The organism is Arthrobacter sp. MA-N2, assembly GCF_000517125.1.
Lineage (GTDB): Bacteria > Actinomycetota > Actinomycetes > Actinomycetales > Micrococcaceae > Arthrobacter > Arthrobacter methylotrophus.
Map to the genome: position 1 here is coordinate 2,502,963 of NZ_KI912155.1, position 19,827 is coordinate 2,522,789.

The 19,827-nt window shown below is 64.2% G+C and carries 21 protein-coding genes and 1 pseudogene; 20 read left to right on the top strand and 2 right to left on the bottom strand.

Features of this window, described 5'->3' with window-relative positions; all coding sequences use genetic code 11:
* The first annotated feature begins 2 nt into the window (after positions 1-2).
* From A3M3_RS0112370 to A3M3_RS0112405, 8 genes and pseudogenes are all read left to right on the top strand, one after another.
* Complete coding sequence (locus A3M3_RS0112370; protein ID WP_028266599.1) at positions 3-356, top strand: hypothetical protein; 354 nt, start codon at positions 3-5, stop codon at positions 354-356.
* A 2-nt stretch (positions 357-358) separates the two neighbouring features.
* Positions 359-808: a membrane protein gene (locus A3M3_RS0112375; protein ID WP_028266600.1), complete on the top strand. Its 450-nt coding sequence runs from the start codon at positions 359-361 to the stop codon at positions 806-808.
* Between the two features lie 120 nt (positions 809-928).
* The gene (locus A3M3_RS0112380) at positions 929-1,912 is read left to right on the top strand and encodes a bifunctional riboflavin kinase/FAD synthetase (protein ID WP_028266601.1); all 984 of its coding nucleotides are present in this window, start codon (positions 929-931) and stop codon (positions 1,910-1,912) included.
* 110 nt (positions 1,913-2,022) lie between these two features.
* Positions 2,023-2,130 (top strand): annotated as a pseudogene (locus A3M3_RS28075) (tryptophan 2,3-dioxygenase); the annotation flags it as partial.
* A gap of 187 nt (positions 2,131-2,317) precedes the next feature.
* Entirely contained in the window at positions 2,318-2,587 is a 270-nt protein-coding gene (gene rpsO, locus A3M3_RS0112390) for a 30S ribosomal protein S15 (RefSeq protein WP_028266602.1), read from the top strand.
* Between the two features lie 254 nt (positions 2,588-2,841).
* Positions 2,842-5,094, top strand: a complete 2,253-nt coding sequence (locus A3M3_RS0112395; protein WP_028266603.1) for a polyribonucleotide nucleotidyltransferase — start codon at positions 2,842-2,844, stop codon at positions 5,092-5,094.
* Positions 5,095-5,247: 153 nt separating this feature from the next.
* Positions 5,248-6,591, top strand: coding sequence for a M16 family metallopeptidase (locus tag A3M3_RS0112400; protein ID WP_028266604.1), 1,344 nt, complete (start codon positions 5,248-5,250; stop codon positions 6,589-6,591).
* A 173-nt stretch (positions 6,592-6,764) separates the two neighbouring features.
* Positions 6,765-7,226, top strand: a complete 462-nt coding sequence (locus A3M3_RS0112405) for a DUF1579 family protein (RefSeq protein ID WP_028266605.1) — start codon at positions 6,765-6,767, stop codon at positions 7,224-7,226.
* Positions 7,227-7,253: 27 nt separating this feature from the next.
* Here the strand turns inward: A3M3_RS0112405 and A3M3_RS0112410 are convergent, their stop codons facing one another.
* Both A3M3_RS0112410 and moaA read right to left on the bottom strand, forming a co-directional pair.
* The gene (locus A3M3_RS0112410) at positions 7,254-7,520 is read right to left on the bottom strand and encodes a MoaD/ThiS family protein (protein WP_028266606.1); all 267 of its coding nucleotides are present in this window, start codon (positions 7,518-7,520) and stop codon (positions 7,254-7,256) included.
* A gap of 4 nt (positions 7,521-7,524) precedes the next feature.
* Positions 7,525-8,655, bottom strand: coding sequence for a GTP 3',8-cyclase MoaA (gene moaA / locus A3M3_RS0112415; RefSeq protein WP_028266607.1), 1,131 nt, complete (start codon positions 8,653-8,655; stop codon positions 7,525-7,527).
* A gap of 166 nt (positions 8,656-8,821) precedes the next feature.
* Between moaA and A3M3_RS24915 the strand changes: the two genes are divergently transcribed.
* The 12 genes from A3M3_RS24915 to A3M3_RS0112475 all read left to right on the top strand — a co-directional run bounded on the left by A3M3_RS24915 (position 8,822) and on the right by A3M3_RS0112475 (position 19,655).
* Complete coding sequence (locus A3M3_RS24915) at positions 8,822-9,553, top strand: response regulator transcription factor (RefSeq protein ID WP_035742811.1); 732 nt, start codon at positions 8,822-8,824, stop codon at positions 9,551-9,553.
* Positions 9,540-10,742 (top strand): sensor histidine kinase, encoded by a 1,203-nt coding sequence (locus A3M3_RS24920; protein ID WP_035741708.1) that lies wholly within the window; start codon positions 9,540-9,542, stop codon positions 10,740-10,742. Before A3M3_RS24915 ends, A3M3_RS24920 begins: the two co-directional genes overlap by 14 nt.
* A complete protein-coding gene (locus tag A3M3_RS0112430) occupies positions 10,739-12,304 on the top strand; it encodes a molybdopterin-dependent oxidoreductase (RefSeq protein WP_035741710.1) in 1,566 nt (521 codons plus the stop codon). Before A3M3_RS24920 ends, A3M3_RS0112430 begins: the two co-directional genes overlap by 4 nt.
* Positions 12,305-12,343: 39 nt before the next feature.
* The gene (locus A3M3_RS0112435) at positions 12,344-13,564 is read left to right on the top strand and encodes a molybdopterin molybdotransferase MoeA (RefSeq protein WP_028266609.1); all 1,221 of its coding nucleotides are present in this window, start codon (positions 12,344-12,346) and stop codon (positions 13,562-13,564) included.
* Entirely contained in the window at positions 13,552-14,097 is a 546-nt protein-coding gene (moaC, locus tag A3M3_RS0112440) for a cyclic pyranopterin monophosphate synthase MoaC (RefSeq protein WP_028266610.1), read from the top strand. The genes A3M3_RS0112435 and moaC overlap by 13 nt, the downstream gene beginning before the upstream one ends.
* Positions 14,094-14,594: a MogA/MoaB family molybdenum cofactor biosynthesis protein gene (locus A3M3_RS0112445; RefSeq protein WP_028266611.1), complete on the top strand. Its 501-nt coding sequence runs from the start codon at positions 14,094-14,096 to the stop codon at positions 14,592-14,594. Before moaC ends, A3M3_RS0112445 begins: the two co-directional genes overlap by 4 nt.
* Complete coding sequence (locus A3M3_RS0112450; RefSeq protein WP_028266612.1) at positions 14,584-15,039, top strand: molybdenum cofactor biosynthesis protein MoaE; 456 nt, start codon at positions 14,584-14,586, stop codon at positions 15,037-15,039. The genes A3M3_RS0112445 and A3M3_RS0112450 overlap by 11 nt, the downstream gene beginning before the upstream one ends.
* A 172-nt stretch (positions 15,040-15,211) precedes the next feature.
* Positions 15,212-15,970, top strand: coding sequence for a 4-hydroxy-tetrahydrodipicolinate reductase (gene dapB, locus A3M3_RS0112455; protein WP_028266613.1), 759 nt, complete (start codon positions 15,212-15,214; stop codon positions 15,968-15,970).
* Positions 15,971-15,974: 4 nt separating this feature from the next.
* The gene (locus tag A3M3_RS0112460) at positions 15,975-16,463 is read left to right on the top strand and encodes a hypothetical protein (protein WP_028266614.1); all 489 of its coding nucleotides are present in this window, start codon (positions 15,975-15,977) and stop codon (positions 16,461-16,463) included.
* 64 nt (positions 16,464-16,527) lie between these two features.
* On the top strand, positions 16,528-16,926 hold the full coding sequence (locus tag A3M3_RS24925; protein WP_051423150.1) for a hypothetical protein: 399 nt from the start codon (positions 16,528-16,530) through the stop codon (positions 16,924-16,926).
* Between the two features lie 98 nt (positions 16,927-17,024).
* Positions 17,025-17,936, top strand: coding sequence for a 4-hydroxy-tetrahydrodipicolinate synthase (gene dapA, locus A3M3_RS0112470; RefSeq protein WP_028266615.1), 912 nt, complete (start codon positions 17,025-17,027; stop codon positions 17,934-17,936).
* 27 nt (positions 17,937-17,963) lie between these two features.
* Complete coding sequence (locus A3M3_RS0112475; RefSeq protein ID WP_028266616.1) at positions 17,964-19,655, top strand: ribonuclease J; 1,692 nt, start codon at positions 17,964-17,966, stop codon at positions 19,653-19,655.
* Positions 19,656-19,827: the final 172 nt, after the last annotated feature.

Consider the following 19,827-nt stretch of genomic DNA (forward strand, 5'->3'; position numbering starts at 1 on the left):
CCATGGACGGATACTTTTACGCAGTCCTGATCGTCGGCCTGCTGTCGAGCATCACCTGCGTCGTGGCCGGCATCATGAAGAAGGCCCCGAATGACGTCACCATCCTGTCCGTCGCCGCTGTCGAACTCGTCCTGCTGGTCTATCTCGTGGGATCGATCATCCGCGTCGCGATGGGTGAAAAGATCGCGGGGGAGGCATGGGAGTTCTGGGGCTACATCATCACGGCCCTCATGCTTCCCGTGGTTGCCGTTTACTGGTCCATCCTGGAACGGACCCGTTGGAGTAATTTCGTCATGGGCGCCGTGGGCGTCACCGCGTTGGTCATGGCGGCCCGCATGAACCAGATCTGGTACTGACATTGGAAGAAGCACACGAAGTGACTGTTGAAACCACCCGGAAGAAGAACCGGGACACCCGCAATACCGGTCCGGGGAGGCTGCTGATTGCGGTCTACGGGGTTTTTGCGATCTCGGCCACGGCCCGTGCCGGCTACCAGATCCTGACCAAGTTCTCGGACGCACCCTTGGCCCACATCCTCTCGGCCTTCGCAGCCGTGGTGTACATCGTGGCGACCGTCTCACTCGCGAAACCGGGCCGCACCTGGTTCAAAGTTTCGTTGGCCGCTGTCCTCGTGGAGCTGATCGGAGTGATCGTGGTTGGTGCCATCAGCCTTTTCGATCCCGTGGCGTTCCCGCACGACACCGTGTGGTCCGTCTTCGGCCGCGGATATGGCTTTGTCCCGTTGATTCTGCCGGTTCTCGGCCTGCTTTGGCTCTACCGCCGACGCCCGGCACGGCTGACGGAGTAGGAAGGGCGGGCCTCGGCTCCCGGGCATGAGAGCCCTGGAGAACAGGTAACCTTAGAGAATTCCGGCGCCGGAACAGGCCGCCAGAGCGTAGCGATTACCAGCAGCAAAAAGGCGAGGTTGATGGTGCACATTTGGAACGATCCCACCGAAGTCCCCGAGGATTTCGGTCCCTGCGTCGTCACCATCGGGAATTTTGACGGCGTCCATCGCGGACACCAGCAGGTGCTGGCGCAGCTGTTGCGCACGGCAGGGCAGCACGGTGACCGGTCCGTCGTCGTGACTTTCGATCCGCACCCCGCCCAAGTCCACCAACCCGACTCCGCGCCCGAGCTCATCATGGGGTTGCAGGACAAGCTCGATGCCTTGGCCGCCGCTGGCTTGGACGCTGTCCTCGTCATGAAGTACAACCTTGCACTTGCCGGCATGACCCCCGAGGAATTCGTCGGGACCGTTCTGCTGGACGGGCTTCACGCGGCGCACGTCGTGGTGGGCCACGATCTCCGTTTCGGCGTAGGCAACTCCGGTGACGTCGGCACGATGCAGGCGCTCGGGAAGAAGCTGGGATTCGGCGTTCAGGTCATCAATGAGTTTGGTGCGGAGGATTTTCCAGTGCACGACGACGGCGGCACCCCCCGCCGCTGTTCTTCCACCTGGGTGCGCGAGGCCCTCGCGGAAGGCGACGTCGAGACCGCAGCCGTCATCCTCGGACGCCCGCACCGAATGCGGGGTGAAGTGGTCCATGGGGCCGCGCGCGGACGCGCCCTTGGCTTTCCCACGGCGAACCTCGACCATAGCGCAACGGGCTATGTTCCCGCGGATGGAATTTACGCGGGCTGGCTTGTTGACGAGTCCGGAACCCGGTGGCCCGCCGCGATTTCCGTGGGCTCCAACCCCACGTTCGACGGCGTGAGCCGACAAGTGGAAGCCCACGTGATCGACCGTCCGGAAGAGGCCGTGGAGGATTTCAACCTATACGGCCAGACCGTGGTCGTGGAATTTACTGCGCGGCTCCGAGGCATGGTGGCCTACCGCGGACCCGAGGCACTTGTCGACCAGATGGGCCTGGACGTCATCCAGGCCCACGATCTCTTGTTGAATAAGTAGCGGCGTAAAGTGAGCGTTGAGGAAATATCAGGCCACTTGGCGACGGTATCGTCAAGGATTTCCGCTCACGCATGAGCTACGGCCCCTACCTGAAGCTGGTCCTGGATGAACTCCGGACCGGAATCGGAGGTTCCAGCAGCGTTTCCTTCTTTCGGAAGGCCCTTGAACTGACCTTCGTCCCGGAACTGTTCGCCGTCCGCACCGAGATCGGTCAGTGACCCGAGCCGGTCTTTGAGGAGGGTCACACGGCAGCTTTCGACAACATCGCCGGGCTGCCGGTAAACTGGGGGATGGATCCGGCTGCAGTCCGTGGCGGCTGGACCTGTTCTGTGTGCGGTCTTTGGCACAAACAACCCGGCAGCGAGGCGCTGAATCGGGACACACGGCACAACTCTAGGAGTTCACGTGGCACTTGAAGCCGCTGTTAAGCAGTCCATCATCGAGGCATACGCAACGTCCAAGGGCGACACCGGTTCGCCGGAGGTCCAGATTGCAGTCCTGACTCAGCGGATCAAGGATCTGACTGAGCACATGAAGGAGCACAAGCACGACTTCCACACCCAGCGCGGTCTGCTGGCCATGGTGGGTCGGCGCAAGCGCATGCTGGGCTACCTCAAGAAGACTGACATTGCCCGCTACCGTGCGCTCATCGAGCGCCTCGGCCTGCGTCGCTAGTTTGACTTCGGGCGGCCCGATCCTCCGCGGAACGGGCCGCCTTTTCTCCATAACTACATTCATCTTTTAACAGGAATTCAACCGCATCGCGCATTCGCGGTCCTCGGTAGTGATCTCCGGGAGCGGCCTTCTGTGATGAAGGCGCAGCCCGTGGGTCTCGATCGATGACCGGGTGTCGTACAGGCCAGGAACGGACGCTGGCCTGGGTCGATGCGGGAGGACTTCCGCTCAACAAGAAACGGAGGTGACTCTCAATGGAGGGTCCCGAAATCCAGTTCTCAGAAGCCATCATCGACAATGGCCGCTTCGGCAAGCGTGTTATCCGCTTCGAAACCGGCCGCCTTGCCAAGCAGGCAGCCGGTGCGGCGATGGTCTACATCGACGAAGACACCGCGCTGCTGTCCGCAACCACCGCTGGCAAGTCTCCGCGTGAAGGTTTCGACTTCTTCCCGCTGACCGTGGACGTCGAGGAGCGCATGTACGCTGCCGGCCGCATCCCGGGCTCGTTCTTCCGCCGTGAAGGCCGCCCGTCCACCGAAGCCATCCTGGCTTGTCGCCTCATGGACCGCCCCTTGCGCCCGGCTTTCGTCAAGGGCCTTCGCAACGAGGTCCAGATCGTCGTCACTGTGCTGGCGATCAACCCGGACGAGCTTTACGACGTCGTCGCCATCAACGCTTCGTCCATGTCCACCCAGCTTTCCGGACTGCCGTTCTCCGGCCCGATCGGTGGCGTCCGCGTTGCCCTCATCGCCGACGAACAAGGCAGCGAATGGGTTGCCTTCCCCAAGCACTCCCAGCTCCAGAACGCCGTCTTCAACATGGTTGTCGCCGGACGTGTCGCTGGTGACGACGTCGCCATCATGATGGTTGAAGCCGAAGCCACGGACAACTCCTGGAACCTCATCAAGGAACAGGGCGCCACCGCTCCCACCGAAGAGGTCGTTTCCGAGGGCCTCGAGGCCGCCAAGCCGTTCATCAAGGCCCTGTGCGAGGCCCAGGCCGACCTGGCCGCCCGCGCTGCCAAGCCGACGGTTGAGTTCCCGGTCTTCCTGGACTACCAGGATGACGCCTACGCCGCCGTTGAAGCCGCTGCCGCCGAGAAGCTTGCTGCTGTCTTCCAGATCGCCGACAAGCAGGACCGCGACAACGCATCCGACGAGCTCAAGGACGAGGTCCTCAGTGCCCTCGCCGGCCAGTTCGAGGGCCGTGAGAAGGAACTGTCCGCAGCCTTCCGCTCCCTGACCAAGCAGGTTGTGCGCCAGCGCATCCTCAAGGACCAGATCCGCATCGACGGCCGTGGCCTGACGGACATCCGCCAGCTGACCGCCGAGGTGGAGGTCCTGCCGCGCGTTCACGGTTCCGCCATCTTCGAGCGCGGCGAAACCCAGATCCTGGGTGTCACCACGCTGAACATGCTCAAGATGGAACAGCAGATCGACTCGCTGTCTCCCGTCACGCGCAAGCGCTACATGCACAACTACAACTTCCCGCCGTACTCCACCGGTGAGACCGGTCGCGTCGGTTCCCCGAAGCGCCGTGAAATCGGCCACGGTGCACTCGCCGAGCGCGCCCTGGTTCCGGTGCTGCCGTCCCGCGAGGAATTCCCGTACGCCATCCGCCAGGTGTCCGAGGCCCTTAGCTCCAACGGTTCGACGTCGATGGGTTCCGTCTGTGCCTCAACGCTGTCCCTGCTCAACGCAGGTGTGCCGCTGAAGGCCGCTGTTGCCGGTATCGCCATGGGCCTGGTTTCCGACCAGGTTGATGGCCAGACCCGCTACGCTGCACTGACCGACATCCTCGGCGCCGAAGACGCTTTCGGCGACATGGACTTCAAGGTTGCCGGTACGTCCGAGTTCGTCACGGCCATCCAGCTGGACACCAAGCTCGACGGCATTCCGGCGTCGGTCCTGGCTGCAGCCCTGAAGCAGGCCCGCGAAGCCCGCCTGCACATCCTGGATGTCATCAACGCCGCCATCGACACCCCGGACGAGCTCTCCGAGTTCGCACCGCGCGTGATCGCCGTCAACATCCCCGTTGACAAGATCGGCGAGGTCATTGGCCCCAAGGGCAAGATGATCAACCAGATCCAGGAAGACACCGGCGCCGACATCTCGATCGAGGACGACGGCACGGTCTACATCGGTGCTACCAATGGTCCGTCTGCCGAGGCAGCACGCGCCGCGGTCAACGCCATCGCCAACCCGCAGATCCCGGAAATCGGTGAGCGTTACCTGGGTACGGTCGTCAAGACCACTACCTTCGGCGCGTTCGTATCCCTGACCCCGGGCAAGGACGGCTTGCTGCACATCTCCGAGCTCCGCAAGCTCGCCAGCGGCAAGCGCGTGGACAACGTTGATGACGTCGTCTCCGTGGGCCAAAAGATCCAGGTCGAGATCACCAAGATCGATGACCGTGGCAAGCTCTCCCTCTCCCCGGTGGTGGCCGAGGAAGAAGGCGCTGCTTCAGAGGAAGCTTCCCTCGAAGAGGCCGAAGTATCCGCAGAGTAGCCTGAAACGGTACGCATGCGGCAGGACCGGTGGACATGTCCACCGGTCCTGCCGGGCTTAACGACGGAACCCCGTCCCAAGGGCGATGAACCCGCTGGTACGATTGCAGCCAGATTTGACACCCGTGAATTCCCGTAGAACTGAAAGGTCTTGATGACTGTCGTACCCCTCCCTCTGGCGCAGACCGTGCCCGGCGGCGAACTGATCCATGGTGCCGAAGGCGGTTCCGTTGTCCGGCGTTCAGTGCTTCCGGGGGGCGTTCGGGTGCTCACCGAGGCCATGCCGGGGCAGCGCTCGGCAACCATAGGATTCTGGGTGGGTGTCGGTTCCCGGGACGAAGCGGACGGCCAACATGGCTCCACCCACTTTCTGGAGCATCTCTTGTTCAAGGGCACCAAGCGACGGACGGCCCTGGAGATCGCTTCTGCTTTCGACGAGGTGGGCGGTGAATCAAATGCGGCCACGGCGAAGGAAAGCACTTGCTACTTTGCCCGGGTGCTGGATACGGACTTGCCCATGGCTATTGACGTCATTGCGGACATGATCACCGGTGCCGTGCTGGATCCTGCAGAACTCGAGCAGGAACGCGACGTGATCCTTGAGGAAATCGCGATGGACAGCGATGACCCCACCGACGTCGCGCATGAAAAATTCGTCGCCGCAGTCCTCGGGATGCATCCGCTCGGCCGCCCGATAGGTGGCACCCCTGCCGCCATCAAGGCCGTGTCCCGCGACTCGGTGTGGGAGCACTACCGGCGCTATTACCGGCCGGACGAGATCGTCATCACTGCCGCCGGCGGCTTGGATCACGACGTCGTCTGCCGCCTGGTGCTGGACGCCTTGCGGACAGCCGGCTGGGAGCTTAAGGACACCGTTGCGCCCGTCGAACGCCGCTCCACCGAGCGTGCCGAAATTACGGGCACTGCCGGGTTGCATGTGATCAAGCGTCCCGTGGAGCAGGCAAACATCATCATGGGCTGCCCGTCCATCGTTGCCACGGACGACCGCCGCTTTGTCATGAGCGTCCTGAACGCGGTGCTGGGTGGCGGCATGTCCTCGCGGCTCTTCCAGGAGATCCGCGAAAAGCGGGGCCTCGTCTATTCCACCTATTCCTTTGCCTCTGCCTATGCGGACGCAGGTTACTTCGGCATGTATGCCGGCTGCACGCCGTCGAAGGTCAAACAGGTCCTGGAACTCCTGGGCGCCGAACTGGACAAGCTTGCTTCTGACGGCATCACGGACGAAGAACTACGCAAGGCCGTAGGCCAATTGTGCGGTGGAATCGTTTTGGCCCTTGAGGACACCGGTTCCCGGATGTCGCGCCTTGGCCGCGCCGAACTCGTCTCCGGCGAATTCCAGGACATCGACGAAACCCTTGCCCGCATCAAGGCCGTCACAGCCGGGCAAGTCCAGGAACTAGCCCATGTGCTCGCTGCAGCCCCGCGCACGGTAACCGTCGTCGGACCCTTCGACGAAACTGAGACGTTCGGCCTCTGAACGCAGCAACCACCCATGGACATGCCCTCCGCTCGAGCCTAGGAGGGGACATAACCCTGATATGTCCATTCCTGGCTTGGAGGAGGGGGCATGTCCGGTGGTGGAGGGTGGACGCGCCTACGCGATCGGGAACATGATGGTGACGTATCCATCGTCGTTGCGCGGGAGTCGCCATGAACGGGCCACTGAAAAGTCATGCGAACACTGCGCTCGAGGCGTTCTTGGGGCATTGGCGGGGGAGTACCGAGCTCGCCGCGTCGCCGTGGGGCCCTGCCCGGACCGCCGTCGCCGAAATGACCTTCTCGCGGGCTGCCGGAGGATACGCGCTGGTGCAGAGCTACCGGCATGTCGAGCCTGACGGCACACACTTCGAGGGGCACGGCGTCTTCACGGTTGACCCGGAGCACGGAGACACTTTGTGGTACTACGTTGACAGCATGGGCCGGCCACCGGAAGCCCCGGCTCGGGGACATTGGCACGACGGCACGCTGAGTCTCGAGCGGCGTAGCCCTCGCGGGACTGCGCGACACACATTCAAAGTTGACGGTGGCGTGCTGACGCACATAGCGGAACTGAGGCTCGGGGATGCCCCAACATTCAGTCCCTTCATGATTTCCGTGTGCCGGCGCGTCTAGTGCGCAAGCCGGCACAACGGCCAACCGTCAGCCGCCGGCGAACGGCGGGAGGACGTCGACGACGTCGTCCGCACCGAGGGGTGCCGAACGGTCGCGGACGGCTACCTCATTACGCAGGAAGCTGCTGCGCGAAATGATCCGGGCCAGGGGCGGAGTGCCCGCGGGGGGTTCCGGACGTTCGACGGCGAGCAGGACGGTGAGCAGCCCCTCCAGGCTGGTTCCCTCCGGAAGGTCGTGGTGTTCCTCTTCAAGGCCTGCCGCGGCCCGTGCGGCGGCGAAGTAACGTACGAGCACAGTCCTAGCCTCCGATTGCGCTCATGCTGCGGTCGGGCTGGACAAAGTCCGGCGCGCCCAGTCCGGTGTGGTCCATGCCGTGCGCCTTGGGCTTGATCCACATGGCGTCCTGCCAGCGTTGGGCGAGTTGGTCGTCGCTGGCTCCTTGCCGAAGCAAGCCGAGAAGGTCGAATTCCTCGCGGGAAAACAAGCAGCTCATGATCTTGCCTTCGGCGGTAATCCGTGTGCGCCGGCAATCGGAACAAAACGGCTCGGTGACTGAGGCGATAATGCCGACGGTGCCCAGCACCGGACCCGTGGCTTCAGCGGATGCGGCGTCCCGGCGTCGTACTTCGAAGCGTTCCGCCGGAGCGCCGTCGCGTTCGCGCGGGTCCGGACCCAACACGAAGTCGCGGGATAGCAGCTCCCGAATCTCTGTCGCGGTGATCATGTTCCGCCGGGTCCAACCGTGATCGGCGTCCAGTGGCATTTGTTCGATGAAACGCAGCTCATAGCCGCGGTCCACAGCCCAGGCGAGGAGATCGGGTGACTCGGCGTCGTTGATCCCGCGCATGAGGACGGCATTGATCTTGACCGGTCCCAAGCCCGCAGCCCAGGCCGCATCGACGCCGGCCAGCACCTTGTCCAGAAACGGCCGCCGGGTCAGCTTGGTGAACGTTTCTTCGTGCAAAGAGTCGAGCGAGACATTGATGCGTGTCAGCCCGGCTTCCTTGAGCGCTGCCGCCTTCTTGTCGAGTCCGACGCCGTTGGTGGTCATGGAGATCGGCAGCTCGGGGTGCGCGTTGCGCAGGGCCGCAATGATGTCTACGAGGTCGGCACGGACCAAGGGCTCGCCTCCGGTCAGGCGTAGTTCGCGGACGCCGAGTTGTTCGACACCGATCCGCACAATCCGGACGATCTCGGCGGCGGTCATGACGGCCTGTTTGGACAACCATTCGAGGCCCTCGGCAGGCATGCAGTACGTGCACCGGAGATTGCATTTGTCGGTCAGGGACAAACGCATATCGGTGGCGCGGCGTCCGTAACGGTCGAACAGGCCCACCGGAGTTCCTGCAGGGCGCGGCGGGGGCGCAGAAACGCTGGTTCCCGTCCCATCGCCCGGAGCGGGCAACGGCATGCCTAGCTGAACACTCATGGATTCAGGCTACGCCAGGCAGGCCCGAAGCGTGATATCGACCACTGCTCATGTCCGTATGCGGGCTCAACGGAGAGGCAGTTCTTACGGAATACGTACGGTTGCCCCGGGGACGCCCGGAACGGGCACCGCGGGCTGCCCTCGAATCTATGCTGAAGGTGTGAACATGCAGCCCGCCCCGCACGCTGCCGAACTTGGCAATCGCCGTATCCTCCTGGTCGAAGACGAACAGACCATCGCCGACGTCGTCCGTGAGTACCTGGTCCAGGCAGGCTTCCAGGTCGATCATGCAGGCGACGGCTTCGCAGCCCTGAACCTCGCAGCCGCCAGGCGGCCCGATCTCGTCATCCTGGACCGCATGCTGCCGGGACTCGACGGCGTGGAAGTGTGCCGCAGGTTGCGTCTGGCAATGAGCGTTCCCATCATCATGGTCACCGCCCTTGGTACGGAAGACGACCGGATCCTGGGCTTGGAGACCGGGGCGGACGACTACGTCACCAAGCCCTTTTCGCCGCGCGAGCTGGTCCTTCGGGTGAAATCCGTGCTGCGCCGGAGCATCCGGGAATTCAGCCCGGAACCTCCCGTGGAACTCGCCGGTTTCGCATTGGATCCGGCCTCGCGCACGGTCCTGCATCACGGCAAGCCGCTGATGCTGACGGTGCGGGAATTCGATTTGCTGGCTTTCCTGCTCCGCCGGCCCAACCAGGTGTTCAGCCGTGAAGAGCTCATCAAAGCAGTATGGGGTTGGGAGTTCGGAGATCTGTCCACGGTGACGGTCCACGTCCGCCGCTTGCGCGAAAAGATCGAGGACAATCCGACGACGCCGGTGCTGCTCAAGACTGTCTGGGGAGTCGGTTATCGTTTCGACGCGAAGGAAGGCGGACATGCAGGCAACTGAAATGTTCACCATCCTGGGCTGGATGCTGCTGTGGGCTGTCCTCATAGGTGCCTTGACGCTTGCTTTGCTGCGTTTCCTGCGTCGTGCGTCGATCCTGGTGCAGATTTGCCTCGTGGTGGTGGCCACTGTAGGCGTCCTTGTGGCCGGAATGGTGAGCGCCTTCAACGCGATGTTCATTTCCGCCCGGGATCTCGAGGTCATGTGGTACATCCTCGGGGTGGCCTCGGCCGTGGCTATTGCTATTTCCTTGGTCCTCGGGGCAGGGGTGTCCCGCAACGCCATCCGGCTGGTTGCCGCGACGCGTCGCCTCGGGAGCGGCGAAGCCCTCGGCGATTCGGTGCTCCCACCATCGGCCTCGCGGCGGTCCGTACCGGCCATGAACTCCGAGCTTGCCCAGCTCGCCGGGGCACTCGAAGCGAGCAGCATCAAACTGGAGGAATCCCGGCGCCGGGAGGCCGCCGTCGAAACCGCCCGCCGGGAACTGGTCTCCTGGATCTCGCACGACCTCCGGACCCCCTTGGCCAGCATGCGGGCCATGGCCGAAGCGCTGGAAGACGGCATGGCCTCCGACGTCCCCGCGTACTACCGCAAGATCATCACCCAGGCGGACCAGATGGCGGTGATGGTCAACGACCTCCTGGAACTATCCAAGATCCAGGCGGGGACGCTCCGGCTGAGCGCAGAAGCTTTGGACCTCTACGACCTCGTGAGCGATGCCATCGCCGATCTTGCCCCGCTCGCCGCCCAGCGACGCGTCCGGCTCGACGGCGGCGGGGACAGGGAGTGCATGGCCGTCGCGGACGGACCCAGCCTGGGCAGGGCCGTGCGCAACGTACTTCTCAACGCGATCATCTACAGCCGGCCCGACGGCGGGGTCATGGTCAGCGTCGGGCGCGAAGGCAGCGACGCCGTCGTTGACGTCCTGGACAGCTGCGGTGGCATAGCCGACGACGATCTCTCCCATGTCTTCGAAACCGGCTGGCAAAAGGACCGCTCCCGCAGCGCAGGAATGCCGCTCGACGGGGATGCGCCGCGCTACAGCGGTGCCGGCGTGGGGCTCAGCATGGTGGCAGGCATCGTCAAGGCCCACGGCGGCAGCGTCACCGTAGCAAATACAGGGGAGGGCTGCCGATTCACGCTCCGGCTTCCGCTTCCCGAAACGAGTACCAAACAGACAGGCACACCATGAGCAAGACCACATCGAAGAGAGCCAGTACAAGAACCGCCGTCCGGTGGGCGGCGGTATGCGGCGTGGCGGCCATCGGAGTCGGGGTGGCGGTCGGCGAGTTGCTGGCCGGTTTCCTGAGCCCGTCTGTTTCGCCCGTTACGGCACTGGGTGGCGTGGTGATCGACGCGGTACCGGGTTGGGCCAAGGAGCTGGCCGTCAACCTGTTCGGCACCGCGGACAAAATTGCCCTGATCGTCAGCATCGCCCTGGTGACCTTGCTCCTCGCCGCGGTCGCCGGACTTCTGGAGTATCGGCGAAAGGGAGCAGGATTGGCGCTTGCCTTGCTCGCCGGAGCGGCGGGGCTGGCCGCCGCGCTGACCCGTGCCCAAGCGGCACCCACTGCTGCGATCGCCCCGGTCGTGGCCACGATCGTCACCATGCTTTTCCTCCGGCTCCTGATCCAGCGACTCGAAACCTGGCGTCCCGAGCCCGAGACGGTCGAAATGCCGTTGGCCCGCCGAAGCTTTGTGCAACTGTTGGGTGGAACGGCGATCGCCGCCGTCGCCCTGGGGATCGTCACCACGGTGGTCCGGAGGGCAGGAACGGTAGCTTCCGATTTCCGCCGTGGCTTAGCACTGCCCGCCCCGGTCACCCCACCGGAGAAGGTTCCCGACGGCGCCGCACTCACCTTGGCGGGCCTGCAGCCGCTCGTCACGCCGAACAGCGACTTCTACCGGATCGATACCGCGCTGATCCCACCAGCCGTGAACCCACCGGACTGGACCCTCAAGGTGACTGGCCTGGTGGATCGCGAAGTCCAGCTGGATTTCGCCACCCTGCTGAGCAAACCGATGATCGAGCGCTACGTGACCATCGCTTGCGTATCCAACGAAGTCGGTGGAAACCTGATCGGCAACGCGCTTTGGCTGGGCTGGCCGGTCCGGGAACTCCTGGCCATGGCAGGACCCAAGCCCGGGGCGGACATGGTGCTATCCCGTAGTACCGACGGCTGGACTGCCGGAACTCCCCTCGAAGCGCTCACCGACAGTAGGGACGCCATCCTTGCCGTCGGCATGAATGGCGAACCCTTGCCGCTGGAACATGGCTTTCCCGTCCGGATGATCGTCCCGGGCCTCTATGGATATGTTTCGGCTACCAAATGGCTGACGGAACTGAAGGTCACCCGTTTCGCTGACGACCAGGGTTACTGGGTTCCCCGTGGCTGGAGCGACCACGGACCCATCAAGACGCAGTCCCGCATCGACGTGCCCCGGGACGGCCGCTCGGTCAAGGCCGGAACCGTGCAGTTCGGCGGGGTCGCCTGGGCTCAACACCGTGGGGTATCCCGCGTTGAGCTTCGCGTCGACCGCGGCAGCTGGCAGCAAGCCAAGCTCGCGCCTGGGATCTCCTCGGACACATGGTACCAATGGCAGCTCGGCGTTGACTTGGGCCCGGGGAACCACGAGGTGCAGGTCCGTGCCACGGATGCGAACGGTACGCCCCAGCCCGAAGCCCAAGCTCCTGTTGCTCCGGACGGCGCCACGGGATTCCACACCATCCACGTCACGGTCAACTCAAACTAGGCTGTGTAGGTCTGAGCAAAAACAACCGGGAGGAACACCGTGGCCAGATCCGTCGCAGCCCACCGCAAAGCCGTCCAGGAACTGCTGTCCGGCCTTCCCGGCCGGGGGAGTACTGAGGAGTTGCCCCTGATGGCCGCGCTCGGCAGGGTTCTCGCCGTCGATGTGCTGGCCCCGCTCAGCCTGCCGCCGTTCGCCAATTCCCAGATGGACGGGTTTGCCGTCCGCTCGGCGGATCTCACACCGCATGCAGGGAGCGACGCCGGCGCGGAGCTGACAGTGGTGGACCCGGTCCCGGCCGGTGCGGCCCCGATGCGACTCGCGCCCGGCACCGCGGCTCCCATCATGACCGGGGCCATGATGCCTGAGGGCGCCGACGCCGTCGTGCCTATCGAACAGGCACTGCCGGATGTCTTCCCCGCTCCCGGGGTGACAGCAACCGTTCGCCTTCCCACTACAGAGCCGGGAACGTTCGTCCGCGATGCCGGGAGCGACATCGCCGCGGGAGCAGTCGCACTGCGGGCCGGAACAGCTCTCGGACCTGGCCAATTGGGGCTGCTCGCCGCTTTGGGGATGACCGCCGTCGAGGTCCGCACCCCCGTGCACGTGCTCCTGGTGACCACGGGCGACGAAGTGGTGGAACCCGGTACGTCGTTACCGGAAGGCAAGATCTACGATTCCAATGGAACCCTGCTTGAAGCGGCCATGATGCAGTCCGGCCTTCGGGTCACGCGGACGGGCATCAGCAGCGACGATCCTTCCGCCCTGCTGGCGCTCCTGCGCAGCCATGCCGCAAGCAGCGACCTTATCGTCAGCACCGGCGGAGTCAGCAAGGGCGCCTATGAAGTGGTCCGGCAGGCGATGGGGGGCCAAGCCGTTGATTTTGTGTCCGTGGCCATGCAGCCCGGTGGCCCCCAAGGGATCGGAACGTTCGACGGCGTGCCCTTCCTCGGGTTCCCGGGCAATCCGGTGAGCTGCCTTGTGTCCTTCGAAATGTTCCTGCGCCCCGCGCTCGCCGCCGTCTTGGGCAGCCCCGCATTGCGGCCGAGCCTGCAGGCGCGCCTTGCGGAGTCCTTGACCTCGCCCGCGGGCAAGCACCAGGTCCGCCGGGGCACGCTGCTTCCGGGGGGGACCGTCAGGCTTGAGGGGGGCGTCGGATCCCATCTCGTCCATGCCCTCGCCAACTCGAACGCGCTGATCCAGGTTCCGGAAGGCGTCACGGAACTCGACGCCGGGGCGGAAGTGGAAGTATGGATGTTGTGAATGAAACTTCAGATCCCGCCGGCGTTGTCGGCGGCCTCACCCACTTGCGCCAGGACGGCACCGCCCAAATGGTCGATGTCTCCGAAAAGGCCGTGACCACGCGGGAGGCGACCGCCACCGCCACCGTCCGGAGCACCCCGGAAGTACTTGCCCTCCTCGGCGCAGGTGAGCTTCCCAAAGGGGACGCCCTGGCCGTGGCGCGCGTAGCCGGCATCATGGCAGCCAAGAAAACGCCCGACCTCATACCCCTGTGCCACCCGCTGCCGATTTCCAAGGTCACCGTGGACTTCCAACTCGGGCCGGACACGGTAGTTGTATTGGCAACGGTGAAAACCAGAGGCGTCACAGGCGTGGAGATGGAAGCCTTGACCGCTGCCTCGGTGGCTGCCTTGAGCGTCTACGACATGATCAAAGCAGTAGATAAGCACGCCGTTATCAGCGGCATCCAGGTGCTGGCCAAGAGCGGCGGAAAGAGCGGCGCCTGGGCCCTTCCCGTTTCGTCCGGCACGCCCAGCGAAGGGCGACGCGCGTGAACGCCTGCGAACCCCGCCGCGGACCGCGCAAGGCCGGCGTCGTCATCGCGTCCAACCGCGCGGCAGCAGGAATCTACGAGGACAAGAGCGGCCCGGTCATCCTGGACTGGCTGGCTGAGCACGGCTACGAGACCTTCCCCGTCATGGTGGTGCCGGATGGCGAGCCGGTCGGCGCCGCCATACGTGCGCTCCTGACCCAGGAACCCGCCGTCGTGATTACCAGCGGCGGCACGGGACTGAGCCCCGATGACCGCACCCCGGAAGTCACGTTGCCGTTGTTGGATCGCGAAATACCGGGGCTCATGGAAGGCATTCGCCGCGCCGGAGCCGCCAAAACCCCCATGGCGATGCTCAGCCGGGGCCATGCCGGTACAGCCGGCAAGACGTTCATCGTGAACCTGCCGGGTTCGCCGAAGGGGGTGATGGACGGGCTTGCCGTTCTTGATCCTGTCATCGCCCACCTATGCGATCAGTTGGAGGGAAGTCATGACCACTGAAACCGACTTCGAAGTCATCAGGGCGGTCCTCAGCGCGGAGCCGATTTCCGTGGACCAGGCCATAGCAGCCGTGGAATCGGACACTGCCGGAGCGGTGGTGAGCTTCAGTGGCGTGGTCCGTAATCACGACGGCGGCAAGCCGGTCGACAGGCTCAGCTACAGCGCCCACCCCACCGCCCATCAGGTCATGGCCGACGTTGTGGCCGAACTCGTGACGGAGCACTCAGGCGAAGCAGCCCAGCCTGTGCGTATTTGGGCAGCACACCGGATCGGTCTGCTCGAGGTTGGCGACCCTGCGCTCGTGTGCGCCGTGGCCGCAGCACACCGCGGACAAGCCTTCGCCGTATGCTCGGAGCTTGTCGACAGAATCAAGGCGCAAGTGCCCATCTGGAAGGAACAGTTCTTCAGCGACGGCACAGTCGAGTGGGTCGGCGCAGGGGAGTAGCCGGGCGCAGGGGTCTGCTTCCCGTCGAAATCGCTGGAACGGTGCCGGTTCGCCGGAGCGTTCCGGCGAACCGGCACCGTTCCGGCGACCCCACGTTGAGGCAGCCACCAACCCGCGACCAGGGGTTGCCACAGGGAAATTCCGATGCGTGCCGCCCGGTAGGGTTAAGGGCATGACCGAACAACTTGCTGTTGCCGTGCTGGGCGCCCAGGGGCGCATGGGTATCGAAGCCGTCAAGGCGGTGGAAGCGGCAGCCGACATGAAGCTTGTCGCGGCACTCGGCCGCGGTGACTCCCTTGACACCCTGCTCGACGCCGGCGCCAAGTATGTCGTCGACCTGACCGTTCCGGATAGCACGGAAGCGAACGTCCATTTCGCCGTCGAGCACGGCATGCATGCTGTTGTCGGCACCACCGGCTGGGACGCTGCGAGGCTTGCGGCATTGCGCGAGTTGCTTGCAGTGAACCCGGAGTCAGGCGTTCTGATCGCCCCTAACTTCGCTCTCGGCTCCATCCTCGCCTCGGCCTTCGCCGCCAAGGCCTCCAAGTACTTCGAATCGGTGGAGATTGTCGAGCTGCACCACCCGAACAAGGTGGACGCGCCGTCGGGCACGGCCGTCCGCACGGCCCAGCTTATTGCCGCCGCCCGCCAAGAAGCCGGCGTGCCGGCGAGCCCGGACGCCACGGGCACCGCCCTTGACGGTGCCCGTGGTTGTGAGGTCGATGGAATTCGCGTCCACAGCGTCCGCTTGCGCGGGCTCGTGGCGCATCAGGAAGTGCTCCTCGGCGGGCCAGGAGAGCAACTAACCATCCGCCACGATTCCTTCGACCGGGCGTCATTCATGCCTGGAGTGTTGCTGGGACTACGCAATGTGGCGTCCCACCCCGGGCTGACAGTCGGCCTGGATGGCTATCTGGACCTGGGGCTCTAGGCGCATGGGCTCGCTCTGGAACGCATTCAAGGAGAACCGCACCAAGATCTGGGTTGGTGCCGTCACCCTGTTGTTGGTTCTCTACCTCGTGGTTACCTTCGAACGCTCGATCCTGCTGCTCAGCGACCCGAACCTGATAGCCAAGGGAATCGGCGCGGCGTACCTGGTCCTCCCCCTCATCGGAGCATGGGCACTGATCCGCGAGCTGCTGTTCGGCGCGCGCACCGAGAAGATGGCCAAGGTGCTCGAAGCCGAAGGCGGGCTGCCCGTGGACAACTTGCCCCGTACACCGGGGGGGCGCATCGTGCGGTCCGCCGCGGACGCCGAGTTTGAGAAGTACCGTGTGGAGGCCGAGGCGGCGCCCGAGGACTGGCGCTCCTGGTTCCGCCTCAGCTGCGCCTACGACGCCGCCGGGGACCGCAAGCGGGCCAGAGAGGCAATGCGCGACGCCGGACGCCTTTTCCGCGCTGAGCCCACCGCGGCGGAGCGATAGCGTCTCTCGGAGTAGTTTTGGTGCACGTCTTGTATTCGAATATATGTTCGAATAGCATGGCGGCATGAACGATCCTTCGAAGCGGCCCGACGCGTATCCCCAAGGCCTGAACGGGCCCATGAAGGCGATGAGCCCGGGCGTCGTGGACTTCCTCTTCCGGCAACTCGTTGTGGGGGAGCCGCCCGAAGATGTCCAGTGGCGGCGCGAGGGAACGGTTCTGGGCGAACAACCGCCGGGCGCCGAACTCGCCAGGCGGCTCGCGGAAACCGACCTTGAGTCGCTGACGCCCGTTGAATTGTTCGACTACGTGCGGGCGGCCCAGCGGCTGGGAACGTGGGCGGACCGTTTGCGGGAGTCGGCGGTTGCCCGGTATTGCGCACCCGAATCGCCGCGGAATCCGGGTGCTCCGGAAGGTAGGATCCAAGGCGGCTCGGCGAGCGTCAAGGGTGGCCGGTCCAGCTGACGCTTCAGTCTGGGCTCTGCTCTCCATTCGCTGAATTTGACGACCATCACGTGAGCCCTATTCTCCTAACCTGCGGCTGACAGGGTAACGTTTTTCATATGTCTGACTCTCGTGCGAACGTTCCTGCCCTCGGTACCCTTCTGACCGCCATGGTCACCCCGTTCACCGCGGACGGCGAAGTCGACTACAAGCAGGCACAGGAACTGGCAGTCAAGCTGGTTGACGAGGGCTGCGATGGCTTGGTCGTCACCGGAACAACCGGGGAGACGTCTACGCTCACCGACGAGGAAAACCTCGGCATGTTCCGCGCTGTCAAGGAAGCCGTGGGCGGTCGTGCAGCAATCATCGCTGGAACCGGAACCAATGACACCGCGCACTCGGTTCACCTCTCCCAGGAAGCCGCGAAGCTCGGCGTCGACGGGCTCCTGATCGTCACGCCGTACTACAACAAGCCGAGCCAAGCAGGCGTCCGTGCCCACTTCGAGGCCATTGCCTCCGCTACGGAGCTGCCGGTCATGCTCTATGACATTCCCGGGCGCTCGGCCATCCAGATCGCGCCGGAGACAATGATCGGTCTCGCCGCCCACCCCAACATCGTTGCGGTCAAGGATGCCAAGGCAGATTTCGCAGCTGCCACGCGGGTCATGGCTGAAACCGACCTTCTTTTCTATTCGGGGGACGACGGCCTGACCCTCCAGTGGATGGCCATGGGCGCGGTGGGCCTGATAGGCGTTACTACCCACGTCGTCACCCGGCGTTTCCGTGAGCTCATCGACGCGATCAACGCGAACGACCTCGGCACGGCCCGCAAGATCAATTTCGAACTGGAGCCCGTGATCCGCGCCACCATGACCCGGGTCCAAGGTGCCGTTGCCGCCAAGCAAATTCTTAAATGGCAGGGAGTCCTGCCCAACTCGGTTGTCCGTTTGCCCCTCGTGGAGCCGGACGCCGCCGAGATCGCAATCATCCGCGAGGACTTGGCGGAAGCTGGAATGGACTTCACTGTCTAGAAGGATTCCGCCGGAAAGTAGCGCATTATGACCCAAACCGCCCTTCCCGGACTTGTCACCCCGCCCAAACTTCCGCAGGGAACGCTCCGGATTGTGCCCCTTGGCGGGCTGGGGGAGATCGGCCGCAACATGGCCGTTTTCGAAATCAGCGGCAAGCTGCTGGTGGTCGACTGCGGCGTGCTCTTCCCTGAAGAGACCCAGCCGGGCGTTGACCTGATCCTGCCCGATTTCTCGTACATCGAGGACCGGCTCGATGACGTCGTTGCCATCGTCCTGACGCACGGCCATGAAGACCACATCGGCGCTGTGCCATACCTCCTGCGCCTGCGCCCGGACCTGCCGTTAGTCGGTTCCCAGCTGACCCTTGCCCTCGTTGAGGCCAAGCTCCAGGAACATCGGATCAAGCCGTACACGTTCACGGTTGCCGAAGGGCAAGTGGAGCAGTTCGGTCCGTTCGAATGCGAATTCGTCGCCGTCAACCACTCCATACCGGACGCTCTGGCTGTCTTCATCCGGACCGATGGCGGCAACGTATTGCACACGGGCGACTTCAAGATGGATCAGCTGCCCCTGGACGGCCGCATCACGGACCTGCGTCACTTCGCCCGCCTGGGCGAAGAGGGAGTGGATCTGTTCATGGCGGATTCGACCAACGCGGATGTCCCCGGATTCACCACGGCGGAAAAGGAAATCGGTCCTACTTTGGACCGTTTGTTCGGCCAGGCCAAGAAGCGCATCATCGTCGCGTCCTTCTCCTCGCACGTGCACCGTGTCCAGCAGGTCCTCGACGCTGCCGCCCAGCACGGCCGCAATGTCGCCTTTGTGGGTCGGTCGATGGTGCGCAACATGGCCATCGCCGCGAAGCTGGGTTACCTTGACGTTCCGCCGGGAATCCTGGTGGACATCAAGAACATCGACAATCTGCCGGATCACCGCGTGGTCCTGATGTCCACCGGTTCCCAAGGCGAACCAATGGCAGCCCTGTCGCGGATGGCCAGTGGAGACCATCGTGTAGTCGTTGGCCAGGGGGACACGGTCATCCTTGCCTCGAGCCTTATCCCGGGCAACGAGAACGCGGTCTATCGAATCATCAACGGGCTGCTCAAGCTCGGTGCCGACGTCGTCCACAAGGGCAATGCCAAGGTGCACGTCTCCGGTCACGCAGCTGCCGGCGAGCTGCTGTACTGCTACAACATCCTCAAGCCGCTGAACGCGATGCCTGTGCACGGAGAAACCCGGCATCTCATCGCCAATGGCAACTTGGCGGAGGATTCCGGCGTGCCCTCGGACCGCGTCATCCTCAGCGACAACGGCACGGTCATTGACCTCAAGGACCACAAAGCCAACGTAGTGGGCCAGGTGGAAGTGGGCTTCGTCTACGTTGACGGCTCCAGTGTGGGCGAAATCACCGACGCCGACCTCAAGGATCGAAGGATCCTCGGCGACGAGGGCTTCATCTCCGTTATCACCGTGATCAACCGCACCACAGGCAAGATTGTCTCGGGTCCCGAGATCCATGCCCGCGGTGTGGCCGAGGACGATTCGGTATTCGACGAGATCATCCCGAAGATCAACGCGGCACTTGAAGACGCTGTCCTTCACCACTCGGACCACACCAACCACCAGCTGCAGCAAGTGGTCCGTCGCGTGATCGGCACGTGGGTCAACCGGAAGCTTCGCCGGCGCCCCATGATCATCCCCCTGGTTCTGGAGGCATAGCCCGGCGGCATAGCCCCGAACAGGCGTGGCCCGGTTCCCGCGAACCGGGCCACTCCTGTTTCAGGACCGCAGCGCGATCGGGTGGACCCGATGGTCGCTCAACAGGAGCAACATGGCTCCTTCGCGCCCCTGAAATCCGCGGGATTCACGACGGGTTGGGGTAGCGTGGCCG